General features: G+C 41.1%; 10 protein-coding genes and 1 pseudogene. 7 read left to right on the plus strand and 4 right to left on the minus strand.

What is annotated here, in order from left to right:
• Window positions 1-13: 13 nt before the first annotated feature.
• The 3 genes from WCP75_RS02880 to glmS all read left to right on the plus strand — a co-directional run bounded on the left by WCP75_RS02880 (window position 14) and on the right by glmS (window position 4,181).
• Window positions 14-802 (plus strand): cytochrome c biogenesis CcdA family protein, encoded by a 789-nt coding sequence (locus tag WCP75_RS02880; protein WP_336276754.1) that lies wholly within the window; start codon window positions 14-16, stop codon window positions 800-802.
• 25 nt (window positions 803-827) lie between these two features.
• Entirely contained in the window at window positions 828-2,165 is a 1,338-nt protein-coding gene (gene glmU, locus WCP75_RS02885; protein WP_336276755.1) for a bifunctional UDP-N-acetylglucosamine diphosphorylase/glucosamine-1-phosphate N-acetyltransferase GlmU, read from the plus strand.
• A 186-nt stretch (window positions 2,166-2,351) separates the two neighbouring features.
• Complete coding sequence (glmS, locus tag WCP75_RS02890) at window positions 2,352-4,181, plus strand: glutamine--fructose-6-phosphate transaminase (isomerizing) (RefSeq protein WP_336276756.1); 1,830 nt, start codon at window positions 2,352-2,354, stop codon at window positions 4,179-4,181.
• A 104-nt stretch (window positions 4,182-4,285) separates the two neighbouring features.
• Here the strand turns inward: glmS and recG are convergent, their stop codons facing one another.
• The gene (gene recG, locus WCP75_RS02895) at window positions 4,286-6,394 is read right to left on the minus strand and encodes an ATP-dependent DNA helicase RecG (protein ID WP_336276757.1); all 2,109 of its coding nucleotides are present in this window, start codon (window positions 6,392-6,394) and stop codon (window positions 4,286-4,288) included.
• 212 nt (window positions 6,395-6,606) lie between these two features.
• Here recG and dnaE point away from each other — a divergent pair, with 212 nt between their 5' ends.
• Window positions 6,607-10,104, plus strand: a complete 3,498-nt coding sequence (gene dnaE / locus WCP75_RS02900) for a DNA polymerase III subunit alpha (protein WP_336276758.1) — start codon at window positions 6,607-6,609, stop codon at window positions 10,102-10,104.
• Between the two features lie 224 nt (window positions 10,105-10,328).
• Here the strand turns inward: dnaE and WCP75_RS02905 are convergent, their stop codons facing one another.
• Window positions 10,329-11,561, minus strand: a complete 1,233-nt coding sequence (locus tag WCP75_RS02905) for an FAD-binding protein (RefSeq protein ID WP_336276759.1) — start codon at window positions 11,559-11,561, stop codon at window positions 10,329-10,331.
• Between the two features lie 30 nt (window positions 11,562-11,591).
• Window positions 11,592-11,840, minus strand: coding sequence for a zinc-finger domain-containing protein (locus tag WCP75_RS02910; RefSeq protein ID WP_336276760.1), 249 nt, complete (start codon window positions 11,838-11,840; stop codon window positions 11,592-11,594).
• Window positions 11,841-12,088: 248 nt separating this feature from the next.
• On the opposite strand from WCP75_RS02910, the gene WCP75_RS02915 reads away from it, so the two are divergent.
• Both WCP75_RS02915 and WCP75_RS02920 read left to right on the plus strand, forming a co-directional pair.
• Complete coding sequence (locus WCP75_RS02915) at window positions 12,089-14,266, plus strand: RNA degradosome polyphosphate kinase (RefSeq protein WP_336276761.1); 2,178 nt, start codon at window positions 12,089-12,091, stop codon at window positions 14,264-14,266.
• Window positions 14,267-14,272: 6 nt separating this feature from the next.
• The gene (locus WCP75_RS02920) at window positions 14,273-15,784 is read left to right on the plus strand and encodes a Ppx/GppA family phosphatase (RefSeq protein ID WP_336276762.1); all 1,512 of its coding nucleotides are present in this window, start codon (window positions 14,273-14,275) and stop codon (window positions 15,782-15,784) included.
• A 122-nt stretch (window positions 15,785-15,906) separates the two neighbouring features.
• Here the strand turns inward: WCP75_RS02920 and rnd are convergent.
• Window positions 15,907-17,061, minus strand: a pseudogene (gene rnd / locus WCP75_RS02925) (ribonuclease D).
• A gap of 119 nt (window positions 17,062-17,180) precedes the next feature.
• Between rnd and aspS the strand changes: the two are divergent.
• The gene (gene aspS, locus WCP75_RS02930) at window positions 17,181-18,971 is read left to right on the plus strand and encodes an aspartate--tRNA ligase (RefSeq protein WP_336276763.1); all 1,791 of its coding nucleotides are present in this window, start codon (window positions 17,181-17,183) and stop codon (window positions 18,969-18,971) included.
• The last annotated feature ends 420 nt before the right edge of the window (window positions 18,972-19,391 follow it).

Here is a 19,391-nt window from a genome sequence, read left to right on the forward strand (position 1 = left end):
AAATAGGGGCGTTTTGGTCATGGAACTTTCAACAGTTGGTGTGTTTTTTGCTGGCGCATTGTCTTTTTTATCACCGTGCGTTCTGCCGTTGGTACCCCCGTACCTGTGTTATATGGCAGGGATTGGAATTGACGACTTTCGTTCAGAAAAACATAATGAAAAGTCGTTAATACGCCGGTCTCTTTTATTTTCCGTTTTTGCCTTTGTTCTCGGCTTTACGACTGTTTTTGTTAGTTTAGGCGCCAGTGCAAGTACAGTCGGAAAATTTATTAGTTATTATCGTGACTGGTTCGCTATTGCTGCTGGAATCGTCATAGTTATTTTTGGTTTAAATTTTTTGGGTCTTTTCAGGATTGCTTTTTTATTCCGTGATGTGCGGTTTCAAACGCACAAAACGCCTGCTGGTCCTGTAGGAGCATATGTTATCGGTTTGGCTTTTGCATTTGGCTGGACACCGTGTATCGGACCAATTCTAGGTCCCGTAATAACACTTGCCGGAACAAAGGAGACTGTAAGCGAGGGAGCGTTACTTTTAGGGGTTTACGCATTAGGCCTCGGGGTACCCTTTATTTTGTCCGCTTTATTTTCGAGTGGCTTTATGAAGTTTTTTGGAGTTTTTCGAAGGCATTTAGGAAAAGTCGAGAAAATCATCGGAATCCTTTTGGTTATTACAGGGGTCTTATTTTTAACGGACTCTATGCAAAGTTTTTCTTTTTGGCTTTTAGAACATTATCCTTCACTTAGCAATATCGAAGCCACTCGTTGGCGCGATGTTGTAAGTTTTTTTGGGTTATCTTATTAATTTTCTCGTTAATTTGTGTGTTTTTATGGATAGAAACTGCCTCTTTATCATTCTTGCAGCCGGTGAGGGAACGCGCATGAAGTCACCTCTTCCAAAAGTGCTCCACAAAATCGCTGGCCTACCACTTGTATGCCACGTTGTAAAACAAATAGAGAAAACGGGCCCCCTACAGTTAGCGGTAGTGGTCGGATCTGGAGCTGAAGAAGTAACTAAAGTTGTTCGATCGTTCACAAAAAATGTGACTATTTTTGAGCAAAAAGAACGTCTCGGAACCGCTCATGCGGTCCTGTCCGCTCGTACAGCATTGCAGGGAGTGGATGATATTCTCATTGTCTTTGGCGATACCCCTTTCATTGAAAAAGATTCGTTACTGGAAATGCGTGCACAACTTGCTGATGGTGCGGATGTCGTTGTTGCTGGTTTTCATGCAAAAAATCCGACAGGGTATGGGCGTCTTGTCAGAAAAGACGGCAAACTCATCGCAATTGTGGAAGAAAAAGATGCGAGTGATGAACAAAAAGATATTTCTTTTTGTAATGGGGGAATCCTTGCCATTAATGGGAAGCGTGCAATTTCTCTCTTAAATAAGATTGGCAATAACAATTCGAAACAGGAATATTACCTAACAGACATCGTTTCTATTGCATCGCGCGAAGGGTTAAATGTCCGAATCGTGGAGGTTCTTTTTGACAACATCATAGGGATTAATGATTGCGTTGAGCTTTGTAGGGCTGATTTTTTGTGGCAAAAGCGCAAAGCGCGTGATCTAATGTTGTCCGGTGTAACGATACTTAAACCAGAGAGTGTTTATTTTTCTCATGATACAGAAGTTGAGCCAGGGGTACTGATCGAACCAAATGTTTATTTTGGGTTGGGTGTCAAGGTGCAATCCGGTGCGGTTATCCATGCATTTAGTTATTTGGAAGGTGCCGTGATTGGTCGGGATTCCCGGGTCGGTCCTTACGCGCGTTTGCGTCCTGGAACAGAGCTAGCACAATCAGTAAAGATTGGAAATTTTTGTGAAATTAAAAAAGCTAAAATAGGGGAGTCATCAAAGATTGGTCATTTGAGCTATATCGGTGATGCAGAAATTGGTGTGCATACGAATATTGGAGCCGGTACAATTACCTGTAATTACGATGGCTTCCGAAAATACAGCACTGTAATTGGTGATAATTCTTTTATAGGATCTAATTCGGCGCTTGTTTCTCCGGTAATTATAGGAAAGGACTCTTATGTTGCTTCTGGGAGTGTTATCACTGAAGATGTTCCTGAGAATAGTTTGGCTTTAGCACGTGCGCGACAAGTTACAAAAGAGAATTATGCGATTAAATTACGCTCAAAGCTGTCAGAAGATAAATAGTAAAATAATCATTTCTGATCTATTTTTTGTTTCATGCTAATTTAACCATTGCGTGAGAAGCTTATTCAGAAACAATGCCGCACTATATACACGTTGGATTTATATGATCACTTAAAATTTTTAACAAAAGCCGTTAGATTCTTTTACGGCATTACGTAAATTTCAGATATGGGCTGGAGCTTTTTGATGTGCGGAATTATTGGGATTCTCGGAAATAGGCATGTTGCATCTTCTTTAGTTGATGGTTTGAAGCGTCTTGAATACAGAGGCTATGATTCATCTGGTGTTGCAACTGTGCACAATGGTCGTCTTCGTCGCGTGCGGGCTGAAGGTAAGCTCGTGCATTTAGAAGAAAAGTTGAGGAAAACATTTTTAAAGGGAAGCTTAGGAATTGGTCATACACGTTGGGCCACCCACGGAGCTGCAGTGGAACGGAATGCTCATCCTCATATGACGGAACGACTCGCGGTTGTCCACAATGGTATCATTGAAAATTTTGCAGAATTGCAAAAAGAGCTCATCGAGGATGGCTACAGTTTTGAAACAGAAACCGATACAGAGGTCATTGCTCATTTAATTACACGTGCGTTAAAAAGTGGTCTTTCTCCACGAGAAGCAGTGCGCACAAATTGGAAAAGATTAAGAGGAACCTTTGCTATTGTTCTTGTTTTTGAAGGTGAAGATAACCTTATGATTGCTGCCCGTTCTGGTCCACCATTGGCAATTGGCTATGGACAGGATGAGTTTTTCGTTGGATCAGACGCGATCGCCTTGGCACCATTTGTAGATCGTATCAGCTACATGGAAGATGGAGATTGGGCGGTTATTACGCGAGAAGGCGTGACAATTTACAATACGGAAAATCAGCCTGTAGAACGTCCCATTGTAACACTCCTAGAGGGAAGTTTGCTTGTTTCCAAGGGAAATCATCGTCACTTTATGCATAAGGAAATGTTTGAACAACCCGAAGTTATTTCCCATAATTTAGCTCATTATTTTGACCTTGGAAATTATACAGTTCGTCCGCTTGAAAGTTTTATTAATTGGAAAAAAATCAACAGAATACTCTTTGCAAGCTGCGGAACTGCTTATTATTCGACTCTGGTTGCACGTTACTGGTTCGAACGTTTTTCCGCTTTGAGTGTCGACAATGACGTAGCTTCTGAATTTCGTTATCGTGAGCCTCCTATAACTTCTGACATGGGTGTGTTATCAATGTTCGTTTCTCAATCTGGTGAAACGGCTGATACATTAGCATCTTTACGTTATTGTCGTGAATGCGGCGTAAAAACGGCGACAATTGTCAATGTTGAGCAATCAACAATGGCAAGGGAGTCAGATTTTGTCTTACCAACATTAGCGGGACCAGAAATCGGTGTTGCTTCGACAAAAGCTTTTACTTGTCAGTTGTCAACACTTGCTGCAATGGCGCTTGGTGCTGCCAAGCAACGAGGATATCTTTCAGATGAAGAAGAAAACCGGTTTGTTCAGCAAATGGCTGAAATTCCGAGAATTTTAAATGAAGTTTTAAAGTTGGATAACAAAATTGAGCAAATTTGCCGTGATTTAGTGAATGTGAAAGGTGTTCTTTATCTTGGACGGGGTACTTCTTACCCAATAGCTTTGGAAGGGGCTCTTAAATTGAAAGAGCTTTCCTACATTCACGCTGAAGGTTATGCTGCTGGTGAGTTGAAACACGGGCCAATTGCTCTGGTGGATGAAACCATACCAATTATCGTTGTGGCGCCTTATGATAGATGGTTTGAAAAGACTTTTTCTAATATGCAAGAGGTAGCAGCGCGCAATGGTCGTATTATTTTCATAACTGACAAACAAGGTGCGGAGGCAGCTTCTCTTGATACTTTGTCAACGATCATTTTACCAGAGGTTCCAGAATTTATTGCTCCCATTATTTATGCTTTGCCTATTCAATTAATCGCATATCACACGGCTGCTTTATTGGGAACGGATGTTGACCAGCCCCGTAATTTGGCAAAATCGGTTACTGTTGAATGAAAATGTCTTTATGTATCTAGGTTCCTCGGGAATAATTAAAGGGATAAATTTTCAGAAGGGCGTTGATGGCGATGATAAAGTTCATCGGGACCGCTTTCTTGTTGTCATCCTGCACGCAACAATTGGGCGGCATCATTGCGCCCAAAAAGACTGAGCAGCAAGCGTAAAGCTTGTCCTCTTTGTGAAGAAAAATTAGCGTCACGTTGTAAAAATAGACGTGCGTCCTTTCTTGCCATTAATAGGAGGTCACTATGTGCAGCAAGGTTTGCTATACGGAATTCAGGAGTCCCAGATTGTTTTATTCCTAAAAGCTCTCCTTCTCCCCTTAAACGCAAGTCCTCTTCTGCAATTTTAAAACCATCTTCTGTATTGCGTATAATATTAAGGCGCGCCGCAGCTGTTTTTGTTAATGGGTCTTTGTACAGCAAAACACAAGAAGATTTTTTTTCTCCTCGTCCCACACGTCCGCGCAATTGATGCAATTGTGAAAGGCCAAAATGTTCCGCATGTTCTATGATAATAATTGAAGCATCAGGGATATCCACCCCCACTTCAATGACCGTGGTCGCAACTAAAATACTCGTCTTTCCGTGTTTAAAAGACGCCATGGCGGCTTCTTTTTCGTCTGTAGACATTTTTCCGTGCACCATTCCAACATGTGCCCCAAAGTGTCCACGGAGAAATGCAAAACGATCTTCAATCGAAGTCAATTCAAGAGTTGTAGATTTTTCCACTAAAGGACAAATCCAATAGAGTTTCTCTCCTTTTTCTAGCGCAACCACAATTCGTTCCGTGAGTTCGTTAATTCGTTTTAATGGAAGTGTTGCTGTAGTAATTTTTTGTCGTCCAACTGGCTTTTCTTTAATTTTAGAAACATCCATATCACCAAAGGCTGTCAAAACCAATGTACGTGGAATGGGAGTGGCAGTCATCATGAGCATATCAGCTTTATGCCCTTTTGCTGTCAGAGCGAGACGTTGGTGCACGCCAAATCGGTGTTGTTCATCGATGATAATTAAGGCAAGATTATTGTAGACGACACTGTTTTGTATTAGGGCGTGGGTTCCGATTATAATGGAGGTTTTTCCCGATAGAATATCTTTTAGAATATTGGCGCGTAATCTTCCTTTTTCTTTCCCGGTTAAAAGAGCGGCTTGTAATCCAATTTTTTCAGAAAGGGGAGCGATCGTAGAAAAATGTTGCCGGGCAAGAACTTCTGTTGGTGTCATTAAAACTGATTGTCCTGCATTTTCGGCGATTTGCGCTATTGCCATCAATGCAACTGCAGTTTTTCCTGCTCCTACATCGCCTTGAAGAAGTCTTAACATAGGTTCTGGCGAAGCAAGATCATTTGCGATATCTTGGATTGCTTCCGTTTGCCCATTTGTAAGTTTAAAGGGTAAAGCTTTCAGCAGCTTTTTCGTATAAACTCCTGTCGGTGGGCGGGAAGCTCCTGCGAGGGATTTTGTTTTTAAGCGCACAAGACCGAGAGCAAGTTGACAAGCCAGTAATTCATCATAAGCAAGGCGCCTGCGCGCCGCACTTTCTGAAGTTAAATCATTTGGGTCTATGGGGGCGTGGATCCGGTGTAAAGCAACGGAAAAAGAGGGAAAATTTTGCTGCTTTTTCACATTTTCTTCTATCCACTCCGGTAAGAGGGGAATGTGTTCAAGGGCATTTTTCATTGCTCGCTTCATTGCTTTTGCTGATAATCCTGCAGTGGAAGGATAAATGGGTTCGATTAGGGGAATTTGGCTTGATTGTTCGCTCGGCACGATATGATCTGGATGTACCATTGAAAGTTGTCCATTAAATCGCTCCACTTTACCCGATACGATAATTTTTTTTCCTTCGGGCAGTTGCTTTTTTAGCCAAGAACGTTGGGCATGAAAGAATACCAAATTTATTTTGCCTGTTTTATCATGAGCGGTAACGCGGTAAGGCGACCGGTTTTGGCGAGTTAGCGGTGGCTGATGCTGATCGATGACGATTTCGAGAGTGACGGTCATTCCTTCTTGGACGGAAGCAATGCTGGGTCGCATTCGACGGTCTATAACAGAGTGAGGTATTAACTGAAGAAGATCAATGAGGGTTGGCTCGCGTTGTGTAAGCTCAATGCCTAAAACTTTTGCCAGCAAAGCAGACGTCTTTGAGTTAATTCCTGGTAGGGTGCGAACGGGGGCAAAAAAAGGACTAATAAGGTTTTTATTCATAAATTAATCCAACTTGCTCTTTTTGTTTTGTGAATTTGTCCGTTGCAATTATAGGTATATTCTTGATGAAAGTCTAACATGGAATACAAAGAAAGTGGAAAGTTTACCGGATATGCAGGAAATTGGGTTGGTGGATTCAGCTTAATGGGTTAAAATGTCTTTGGTTTCGGAGAGGAAAGAATTGTGATGGAGCGCTTATTTTGTAGTGGGCAATGGTGAGAGTATCGAAAATTAAAAATAAAATACAATTTGATAAAAATAGCCTTCCTCGCTTTGTTCATTTGAGAGTGCACTCGGCTTATTCATTGCTTGAAGGAGCCTTAAAAATTCCACAAATTGTTCAAAATGCAATTTCTGACTGTGTGCCGGCAGTTGCCATAACGGACACAAATAATCTATTTGGTGCTTTGGAGTTTTCTCAACATTGTATTTCTCATGGTCTTCAACCTATTATAGGTTGTCAGCTTACGATTGACTTTGGTAACGAGGATGACGATCAGCGTTTAGCTGATTGGCGCCATCCTTCTGATCTTTACTCCATTGTTTTGTTGGCTGCCAGTGAGGTCGGTTATGCCCATTTGGTTAAGCTCGTTAGTCGTGCTTACCTTGATAAAAATGACACGGATCCTCCCCATATAAAAGCCGATTGGCTTTTGTCTCACAGTGAAGGGATAATTGCATTGACTGGTGGTAAAGGAGGGCCAATCAACTCCCTTTTGGCAGAGGGTAGAAGAGAACGTGCTGTCGGGTGTTTAACTGATTTAAAAAAAATTTTTTCTGATCGCCTTTACGTGGAATTGCAACGGCATGGTTCCTACGATGTTAAAATAGAAGCTGCGCTCATTGATATGGCTTACGTGCACGAGATTCCTCTCGTTGCGACTAATGAGGCTTTTTTTCTCAATAAAGAAGGATACGAAGCGCATGATGCGTTGATGGCTGTTGCAGAAGGGCAAGTTGTTTCTAATCCAGATCGTAGGCGTGTAACACCGGATCATTATTTGAAATCACAAGACGAAATGGTTGCACTGTTTTCTGATCTTCCGGAAGCTTTAGAAAATAGTGTTGAAATTGCATTGCGTTGTCATACCGCCACGCCAATTCGAAAGCCAATTTTGCCTCGTTTTATAGAACAATCTATTGGTTCAGATTCTACTTTAAAAGCAGAAGATAGAGAATTACTAAATCAGGCTAAAGCTGGTTTAAAAATGCGCCTCGAAACTATTGGATTAGCTAAAGGACACACGATCATAGATTACGAGCAGAGGCTTGACTATGAAATATCAGTTATTACGCGTATGCAATTTGCTGGCTACTTTCTTATCGTTTCAGATTTTATAAAGTGGGCGAAGAATAATGAAATTCCTGTCGGTCCGGGGCGTGGATCGGGTGCTGGATCTCTCGTTGCTTATGCATTGACTATCACTGATATTGACCCGCTGCGTTTTTCTCTTTTATTCGAACGTTTTCTTAATCCTGATCGTGTTTCTATGCCGGATTTTGACATTGACTTTTGTCAGGAGCGGCGGGAAGAGGTTATTCGTTACGTTCAAAAAAAATATGGCCGAGATCAAGTTGCCCAAATTATCACATTTGGTAAATTGCAAGCGCGTGCGGTGTTGCGTGATGTCGGGCGTGTTTTAGAGGTTCCCTATCGTCAGGTGGATTATTTGACGAAATTAATTCCTGCTACTCCTGGCGTCCAGGTCGAATTGGCTGACGCTATAAAAGATGAGCCAAAATTTGAAGAAGAAAAAAAGAAAGATCCTGTTATTGGACGAACATTGGATATAGCACTTCAATTAGAGGGGTTGTATCGCCACGCATCAACCCATGCTGCAGGGATTGTTATCGGGGATCGTCCGCTATCAGAGTTTGTCCCAATGTACCGTGATGCTCGCTCTGATATGCCTGTTACACAATTCAGTATGAAACATGTTGAACAAGCCGGGTTGGTAAAATTCGATTTTCTTGGATTAAAAACACTTACCATCCTGAAAATGGCGGTGAATCTTGTTGCACGAAAGGGAATTGCAATAGATTTATCGCGTATTACTTTAGATGATGAAGTGACCTACGCTATGATGACGCGTGGTGAAACGGTTGGTGTATTCCAAGTTGAAAGCGCTGGTATGCGGAAAGCGTTAATTGGGATGAAACCAGATTGCATTGAAGACATCATTGCACTTCTTGCACTTTATCGCCCTGGTCCAATGGAAAATATTCCAACCTATAATGCACGCAAACACGGAGAAGAGGAAATTGCTTCTATCCACCCTAAAATAGATCATCTTGTGAAAGAAACACAAGGCGTTATCGTGTACCAAGAACAAGTGATGCAGATTGCTCAGGTACTTTCTGGTTATTCTCTTGGAGAAGCTGATTTGTTGCGCCGCGCTATGGGTAAAAAAATCCATGAAGAAATGCAAAAACAGCGTGCGCGTTTCGTGGAAGGAGCTATCGCTGGTGGCGTCGATAAATATCAAGCTGATATTATTTTCGACCTTTTGGCAAAATTCGCAGACTATGGTTTTAATAAATCACACGCTGCTGCCTATGCGGTTGTTTCTTATCAAACAGCTTATATGAAAGCGCATCACCCAGTTGAATTTTTGGCCGCTTCGATGACGTATGATATGACAAATACGGACAAGTTAAATGATTTTCGGCGCGAAGCACTAAGGTTGGGTATTGAAATTGTTGCACCTTGCGTGCAAACATCGCATCGTATTTTCGAAGTTGGTGAAAATTGTATTTATTATTCTCTTGCTGCCATTAAAGGTGTAGGGGAAGCGGTTGTTGATCACATTGTAGCTTGTCGTGGAAATACAATTTTTGCGAATTTAGAAGATTTTTGTGAGCGGATTGATCCCCGTATTGTTAATAAACGTGCGATGGAAAGCTTAATTTGTGCTGGTGCTCTCGATTGCTTTAACATTGCTCGCGAAATTTTACTAGAAAGTCTTGGAACGATTTATGCACGTTCGCTCCGTATTATTGAGAACAGCTTTAGTGGGCAGACCGATATATTTGGGACAACGGGTGTATTGAAGGATCCCTTGATTCTCTCAAAAACAGATACCTGGTTGCCGTCTGAAAAACTTTATCGCGAATTCCAAGCAATAGGTTTTTATTTTTCAGATCACCCTCTGGATGAGTATCGAGATATCCTTGTTAAAAAAAATATTCAGACTTGGGCTAATTTTTCCAACGAGATAAAGACAGAAGGGACTATCGCTCAGCTCGCAGGAACTGTTGTGGCAAAACAAATTCGCAAAACAAAATTTGGTAAGAAAATGGGGGTTATTCAATTTTCTGATACGAGCGGACAGTATGAAACGGTTATATTTTCTGAGGGACTTTCAGTTTATGAAGATATATTAGAGCCGGGGGAATCTTTTATCGTCACTGTAGTTGCAGAAAGCCGTTCTGAAGGGGTGCGTTTGCAGCTTGAAAAAGTTCAGTCTCTGGAAAAGGAAGCATCAATGCATTACAAAATGATGCGCATTTTCATAAAAACAGTTGATATGCTTTCACGAATTGAGGAAAATTTGGATCTCGGTGGAAATAGAGAAGTAAGAATTGTTTTCCTTCAGGAAGGAGAATTTCGGGAAGTTGAAATACAACTCCCGAAGCGATACAAGATCAACTCACGTGTGGAAGGCTCTATAAGGTTAATTCCTGGCGTTGTAGACGTTGAGCTGACCTAGATCTGTAGTCGTTACAGCGGTACGGATATTTGTTTTAAGCGGGCGCTCCGTTTTCGTAAAAGATCCAGGAGTTTGAACCTGAATCAAATTACGAATTCTCAATGAATTTTTGTTTATTTTAAGTTTGTTATGTAAAACCCCTAACGTAAAAAATAAAAAAACTATTCCAATTATTTTCTTGTGCTTGGAGTTATTCGGGGTGCTCTGAGTTTTGTGAAAATCCTTTATTTCTTTGTTAAATTCATAACATCATGTGTATAAAGCCAGTTAAGGTCAGACATCATACTTTCTGGTCCACGGATTTTCATTATAAAGTCACGTATGATAGCTACAGGACCTGTCGCGTGGTAAACCATTCTATTAAAATCCCCACGTCTTCTTACTGCCGCAACACGGGGGCTGCGCATCCTTTCGTAGACTGAAAGAGATTCAGTGAGTGAGTGGTTTTTGAGAGAAAGCGCCTCTGCTAATGTAGCAGCGTCTTCTATCGCCATAGCCGCCCCTTGTGCTGCAAAGGGCAAGATTGCGTGCGCGCAATCACCGACAAAAACTTGTCGCTCCAAACCTAAAAAGCGGCTACATCTCATTTTAAAGAGCGGCCAACATCTCCATCCACCAATATGGTCAAAAGTTTGCGAGATTTTAGGATTCCAACCTTTAAAAAGGGATGATAGCTTTTCTTTTTTTCCTTCATAACTCCATGTTTCTTTTTCATTTTTTCCACGAGTAATAGCCACAAAATTTAAAATTTTTTCTGACAATTGAATGGGATAGACGACGAGGTGATTTTTAGGTCCCATCCAGGCGGTAATTGTTTTCATGTCTCGTGATAAAGAACGAAGTTTTTCAGGAAGGTTTTCAAGCCCTATTGTTGCACGCCAAGCGATAAGCCCGCTAAAATCTGCTTTTTCATGAAAAGGGGCTAATTGCCGTAATGTAGACCAAACTCCATCGCATACGATGAGAAGGGGCGTTGAGTAAAATTGTTGTTTTGTTTCAATTTTTGCATCTGTTTTTATCGTTTTTACATCGATATTTTTGGTTGCAGTTTGACTGCATGAGATAACAGTTTCACCCGCTTTATATCTTATAAGAGGGTTTTCAATAACAGCATTGTGCAAAACTTTTTGTAAGTTAGCCCGATGAATTGTAATGTAGGGGGCGTTCCAACTTTGTTTTGATAAACGGATAAGGTCAGCACGAAGATGAGTTTCCAGAGATATTCCGCTCCTTAACTCAAGGAAGTGTGGCGTTACCCCCGCTGCGGTGAGCTTACCGAGAATTCCCCAGCGGGCGAGGATGCGCGTCACATTCGGAGTAAGCTGGATGCCAGCGCCCACGGCGTCAAGTTGTTTACGCTTTTCGATAACAGTGCTTGCAATTCCCTTATGGGCAAGCGCTAGGGCGGAGCTTAAACCGGCAATGCCCGCCCCGATGATTATTGGTGATTTGTCCATCAATATTATACAGAAAAAATACAGAGCATATCATGGTTGACATTTAGGATGATAAAAGCATCCCGTTGGTTCTGTTTGATTGCGCAATAACGAGGAATTATATCGATAAAGCGTTGAGCAGTAAGGGCAAACTTTTTCATCGGCTGATCCCATATCAATAAAAATATGAGGGTGATCAAACGGTTGCGTTGCTCCCACACACATAAATTCTTTTACGCCGATTTCTATTACTTGATGCCCAGAATCATTCTGGAAATAGGGTACGCTACGATCAGCCATGGTGTGTAAACTCCGAAATAAATTGTCTGATAAGCCATGATTTGAATTTCATACCTTTCGGCCCATTACTCTGTAATAAAGATTATTACAATGCAAGGCGCTTTTAATTTTTTTTAAAATATCGCACATAAATATTGGAAGAAGCCGCAGCCATTGATATGTGTTTATAATAAGGTATCATGAAGTATTCTGTGGTATATTGGTCTACAGACGCTTTTAAAATCACGACAGAAAATTAACTAGGATATATGGAACATAAGGTGACAGATCAGTTTTTTGTGCGGGGTATAACGATGCAAGATCCGGCGCGGTTTGTTAATCGAGAATTTTCGTGGTTGCAATTTAATAATCGTGTGTTGATGCAAGCTGCTGATCCAAAATATCCTTTATTAGAACGAATACGATTTCTTTCGATTTCGGCAACTAACCTTGATGAGTTTTTTATGGTTCGCGTTGCGGGGCTCATCGCTCAAGTTCGTGCTGGCGTTACGGAATGCAGTGCGGATGGGCGTACACCGCGCGAGCAACTGGATTCTGTATTGGCTGAAATTTCGCATTTTCAAGCTAATCAACAACAAGAATTATGCGTGTTACACCGCGAGCTAAAGCAGAATAATATTGAAATTATAGGCTCCTATGCGCTCTCCGAAGTAGAAAAGTCGTGGCTCAAAGAGTATTTTTACGACACAGTTTCTCCTCTTTTAACACCTTTGTTTGTTAATCCTGCCCACTCCTTTCCTTTCATTCCTAATTTAGGTCTTGCCATAGCATTATCGTTACAGCGTAATGGACAACGTCCTACGGTCGTGTTGTTGAACGTTCCGACAACTTTGAAGCGTTTTATCCTTCTTCCTCAGAAAGATGATAATTTTCGCTTCATTGCATTTGAGGATGTCGTCAGCCTTTTCATTCATGACTTATTTCATGACGGTGAAATCGACGGACTAGGAATATTTCGAGTTATACGTGATAGCGATATCGAGGTCAAAGAAGAGGCTGAAGACCTCGTCCTTTTTTTTGAAACTGCTCTTAAAAGGCGTCGTCGTGGGCAGGTTATTCGAATTGAGTTTGATGCCAAAATGCCTGAACGCTTGCGCCAGTTTATAAAGAATGGACTTTCTGTTCCCGAGAGATACATAAGCGTCTTAGACGGATTATTGGCGCTCGATATGATATCGGAAATCGCTTCTGTTCCGTGTGGTAGTTTGAAATTTTCCCCTTATAACCCCCGCCTTCCTGAATGTATCCGTAAGCACGATGGTGATTGTTTTGCAGCTATCCGTAAGAAGGATATAGTGGTTCACCATCCTTATGAATCATTTGATGTTGTTATACAGTTTTTACGTCAAGCTGCTTGCGATCCTGACGTTGTTGAAATCAAGCAAACTCTCTATCGTACATCAAATGATAGCCCAATTGTCAGCGCCTTAATTGATGCTGCTGAACGGGGTAAGTCAGTGGTTGCATTAGTAGAATTAAAAGCACGTTTTGATGAAGAGGCCAATATTCGCTGGGCGCGTGACCTTGAACGCGCAGGTGTTCAAGTTTTTTTCGGTTTTATTTCGTTAAAGACACATGCAAAAATGTCACTTGTGGTGAGACGTGAAGGAAAAAACTATCGTTCTTATGTTCATCTCGGAACTGGGAATTATCATCCAGTTAACGCCAAAGTTTATACCGATCTTTCCTTTTTTACCACCAATGATGATATTGGCCACGATGTTGCATTACTCTTCGATTACATCGCTCAGTATGTGCGTCCGAATGAAAAGATGAAGATTGCATTTTCGCCTTTGACGTTACGCGACCGTATCCTTGAGCATATCGACAAAGAAATTACTAGCGTGCAGCAGGGGCGGCATGCTGCTATTTGGATGAAAGTTAATTCCTTGGTGGATCCTGAAATTATTGATGCTTTATATCGTGCTAGTCAAGCGGGCGTGCAGATTGATTTAGTTGTGCGTGGCATATGTTGTCTACGTCCAAATATTTCAGGAGTTTCGGACAATATTCGCGTAAAATCAATAGTTGGGCGCTTTCTAGAACATAGCCGTGTGTTTTGCTTTGGTAATGGTGCGGATTTGCCTAATGAAGACGCGCTCGTCTATTTTGGGTCCGCTGATATGATGCCGCGCAACCTTGACCATCGTATTGAAATATTGGTTCCAGTTTTTAATAAAGCAGTTCGTCAGCAAATTCTTTTGCAAATTATGTTGGCCAATATCATTGATAATCAACAAAGTTTTGATATATTGAGCGATGGAACGTCGCAACGTATAACGCCACAAAAAGATAGAAGTCCATTCAATGCGCAGGAGTATTTTATGACTAACGCAGGCCTTTCGGGGTGGGAGGAGTCCTTCGAGTCTTCTGCTTCGCGGTTAGTTGCGCTACATCGTCAGAAAATCGTAGCTCATGAAGACTGAAATCCAATGACATATGTAAGTGCTCAGGGTCGGCTAAGGGGACGTAAGCCCGTTGCCGTCATTGATATTGGCTCAAATTCTGTCCGGCTCGTTGTTTACGAAGGACTCGTTCGGTCACCAACAGTTTTATTTAATGAAAAGATTCTTTGTGGTCTTGGTCAAGGTGTTGCAAAAGTCGGACTTTTAGAAGAAAAATCAGTTGAAATGGCGTTGTTAACGCTGAAACGATTTCGTGCGATTTGCCGACAAATTGGAGCAGATGAAGTTTATACTTTAGCAACAGCCGCTGCGCGAGAGGCTAAAAACGGACTATCGTTTATTGAGAGCGCTGAGGATGCTTTGCAAAACAAGATATACCTTCTTTCAGGAAGTGAGGAGGCTGTCTATTCAGCGTATGGCGTTATTTCTACCTTTTACAAACCAGAGGGTATCTCCGGTGATCTTGGCGGCGGAAGCTTAGAGCTCATTGATATCTATGATTCTAATCTGGGCGAGGGGATAACTTTGCCGTTAGGAGGTTTGTGGTTACAATATATGTCTAACAATAATAGTGCTGTGGCAACGAAAATTGTGCGCGAGCAACTTCATAGATCTTCTTTCGTGCGCAAAGGTACAGCACGTCATTTTTATGCGGTAGGGGGAACGTGGCGTAATTTGGCAAAACTCCATATGGTGACAAAGCATTATCCATTATCCGTTATGCACGGCTATGAAGTTGATGCTGTTGAAGTGGAGGGTTTTTTGCGTATCATTGCCAGTGGCGGCATTGAGGACATGGAGGGAATTTCGGTCATTTCAAGGAATCGTCGTCACTTTTTGTCTTACGGAGCAATAATCCTTATTGAACTTATTCAGTATCTTGGGATTGAAAAAATAACCTTTTCCGGTGCAGGGGTTCGTGAAGGCTTTCTTTATACGCGATTGCCACAAGAAGTTCGCATTTCTGATCCTTTGATTGCAGCGTGCACGGAAATGGCTATTTTGCGGTCTCGTTCACCAAAGCAGGCAGAAGAACTCGCTGATTTTTCCTCTGATGCATTTGAAGCTTTTGGAATTTTGGAAACTGAAAACGAGCGCCGTTATCGTAGAGCTACCTGCCTTCTTGCAGATATTGGTTGGCGCACGCACCCAGATTATCGAGGTACAGAAACCGCTAATCAGGTAGCTCTGGGGTCCTATCCTGGAATTTCGCATGAAGGACGTGTCTACGCTGCTTTGGCCGTTTTTTTTCATAATACGGGTTTGTTTGCTAACGAAAATTCTTCAATTTTCTTTCAATTAGCAACTCAAGAAATGGTTGAGAAAGCGCGTATTCTGGGTGGTGTTATGCGTATCGCCAGTCTTTTTAGTACTTCTGTTTCGGGCGTTTTGCCCGACTTATCATGGCACAAAAAATCGGACCATGTGGCATTACGCTTCCCGGTACGTTATGTTGATTTAGTAGGTGAACGCCTTTTCGGACGATTGCAACAATTGTCAAAAATAGTAGGCTCGCCCCTCGTTTTTGAGAGATCATGATTTTCATTTTTTAATATAGCGGCGAGTTCGCGCGCTATAAGCCGAGTTCGCGCGCTATAAGCTAAGATCATCAAAAAATTGAAGTTTTTCGCTTTTTCAGTAATCTAGCCTTCTTTTATAAATTAAAGCTTCTTGGTGTTTATCTTGCCATTTTCAAAATAAAACCCTATTTTCCCCTCCATTACTTGTTCTGCTTTTTTGCCAAATATTTCATAGCGCCAGCCATTCATAGCAGGGATGTTTCGTTTTGTTATACCATTTGCGATTTTTTCTAAATCACTGGATGTAGCAATAATTTTTGATGCAACACTGTTTTCTTGAGCAACAAGTTTTAGTAAAATTTTGAGAAGGTCAATCACAACGGTTGTTGTGTCATTTGTGGGGTTATGTTTCGGAAGAGGGGGTAGAGTAGAAATATCAACCTTCATTCCGTCGTGGATAGTATCGATTAATGTTTGTGCTATCGATAACTTGTCCCAGTTTTAACCGAGTCCACGCAAACGCCTTAGTGCGGTTTCATCTCTTGGTTGTTGCGTTGCAATTTCAATAAGACACTCATCTTTCATGATGCGACGACGGGGAATATTATGCTTCCGCGCTTCACGTTCACGCCAGGCTGCTATTTTTTGTAGGACAGCAAGTTCACGGGGTTTTTTGATTTTTCCTCTTACTTTTTTCCATACTTCATCTTCTGGTACATCGTAAGTTTCTGGTGTTAACAGAACTTTAATTTCATCATCCATCCAGTGCGTACGTTCGCTTTTTTCTAGCTGTTCTTTCAACAAAAGATAGACATCTCTTAGATAAGTTACATCAGAAAGGGCATAGAGCAATTGTTTTTCAGAAAGAGGGCGGCAACTCCAATCTGTGAAACGAGATGATTTATCGAGATGACGACCTGTACAGCGCTGTACAATTTGGTCATAGGAGATAGAATCACCAAATCCGCAAATTGCTCCCGCTATTTGTGTATCAAAGAGAGGGTAAGGAATCACGCCTCCAAGGTGATAGATAATTTCTATATCTTGGCGTGCAGAATGAAATACTTTAACAACCCTTTCATCTGTAATTAAATCAAAAAATATTTCTAAGTTAATGTCCTTTGACATAGGATCGATTAGCGCTGTAACATCCGGTGATGCAAGCTGTATCAAGCATAATTGAGGCCAGAAAGTTGTCTCGCGAATGAATTCAGTATCTACCGTTACAAAATCAGAAGTACGTAGTGCTGCAATAGCAGTTTCAAGATCTTTGGTTTGCGTAATAAGTTTCATTATTGTATCTATCCGGAGGCGTCTTTTATTCTATTTTTTTAAGTCTTCGTTGTCATATCTTGACAAACGGTTATGAAAAAGCGTTTGTAGCGCATATGAAATTATAATCAAAGGTAAAAACTATGCACCGTTATCGCAGTCATAATTGCGCTGCTCTCCGTAAATGTGATGTGGGGGCACAGGTTCGTCTTTCAGGATGGGTTCACCGTGTCCGCGATCATGGCGGGATCCTTTTTGTCGATTTACGCGATCATTTTGGAATCACGCAAATTGTCGCTAATCCAACTTCTCCAGCTTTTAAAATAATTGAAAATGTGCGTTCTGAGTGGGTTATTTGCGTAGATGGTGAGGTACGCGCGCGTTCTGATGAGGTTATCAATGCGACTCTTCCAACTGGTGAGGTTGAAGTTTTTTTGAAGGAAGTGGAGATTCTTTCAAAGTCTGAGGATCTTCCTTTGCCTGTTTTTGGCGAGCCTGATTATCCAGAAGATATTCGGTTAAAATATCGTTTTCTTGATTTACGTCGGGAAACTATGCACAAAAATATCATGCGTCGCACTGAGATCATTGCTTTTATTAGAAGGTGTATGCAGGATAACGGGTTTACGGAATTCTCCACTCCACTTTTGACAGCCTCATCACCAGAAGGTGCGCGCGATTTTCTGGTTCCAAGTCGTATTCATCAGGGAAAATTTTACGCACTGCCACAAGCTCCCCAGCAATATAAACAGTTGCTGATGATGTCGGGCTTTGATCGTTATTTTCAAATTGCTCCGTGCTTTAGAGATGAAGACCCGCGCGCAGACCGTCTCCCGGGTGAATTTTACCAATTAGATGTTGAAATGAGTTTCGTTGAACAGGAAGATATTTTTGTAACAATGGAACCCATTGTGCGTTCCGTCTTTGAAGAATTTGCGGATGGGAAGTCTGTAACGCAGACCTTTCCCCGTATTCCTTATAACGAAGCAATGAAAAAATATGGCTCTGATAAGCCTGATTTACGTAATTCAATTATTATGGAGGATGTTTCTAAGCATTTTTATGATTCTGGTTTTAAAGTTTTTTCCCAGATTTTAGCTAATGATGAAAACGCAAAGGTGTGGGCTATTCCGGCAAAAACGGGTGGAAGTCGCGCTTTTTGTGATCGTATGAACGCGTGGGCACAAGGCGAAGGTCAACCGGGGCTTGGTTACATTTTTTGGCGTGAGGAAGAGGGAAAGTCAGAAGGCGTCGGGCCTATTGCAAAAAATATTGGCGAGAAAAGAAGTGAGTCTCTTCGTGTGCAACTTAAGCTTGAAAGTGGAGATGCTTGCTTTTTTGTCGCGGGGGATCCAAGAAAATTTTTATCTTTTGCAGGATTAGCGCGCACACGGATAGGAGAAGAGCTAGGTCTTATCGATCGGGAGTCCTTTTCTTTGGCGTGGATTGTCGATTTTCCATTTTTTGAATGGAATGAGGACGAAAAAAAGCTTGATTTTTCGCATAATCCTTTTTCTATGCCACAGGGGGGGAAAGAGGCTCTCGATTGTCAGGATCCTCTCGCACTTAAGGCTTTTCAGTACGATCTCGTTTGTAACGGTTATGAAATCGCATCGGGTGGGATCCGTAATCATTCTCCAGAAATGATGCTAAAAGTTTTTGACTTGGCTGGTCTTCCCAAGGAAGTGGTTGAGGATCGTTTCGGCGGGCTTTATCGTGCATTTCATTATGGAGCTCCGCCACACGGTGGCATAGCTGCTGGCGTCGACCGCATTGTTATGCTTTTACAAGGTGTAAAAAATTTGCGTGAGGTTGCTTTATTTCCGATGAATCAGCAAGCATTTGACCTTTTAATGGGAGCTCCGTCTAACGTTGCTCCTGCACAGCTACGTGATCTTGGCATCCGGATTATTCCTGCTTCCAAAAATAGTTAATAAAGTTATTCGTGATAAGGTAGTAGTATTATTTTTGTTAATGGCTTTCGTATATTTCAAATATATCAGTTTACGTATTATTCATTATTTACAGAGAGATAGAATATATATTTTATTTCATATTTTTAATATTTTAAAAAAATAGTTTGCATCAATTATGTGTCAGGATAAAGAATATTTGTTGGATGTTATTTTATAAATATAATATTTATCAAAATTTTTTATGTTATTATTGAATTAATTGAGAATATTATATTATATAAATATAAAACTTATCAGTAGAATAAATTTATTATAAATTTTAATATTATTATTTTTTGTATTTTTATACATTTTTTTCTTTTTGTACTGACAGGTTTAGGTGTGCTGTCAAGTTTAATTATTAGATAATAATATAATATTTTCAAATTTATATAATTC

Origin of the sequence: Bartonella numerosa, assembly GCF_037070845.1 — a bacterium.
In the GTDB taxonomy this organism is placed as follows: Bacteria; Pseudomonadota; Alphaproteobacteria; order Rhizobiales; family Rhizobiaceae; genus Bartonella.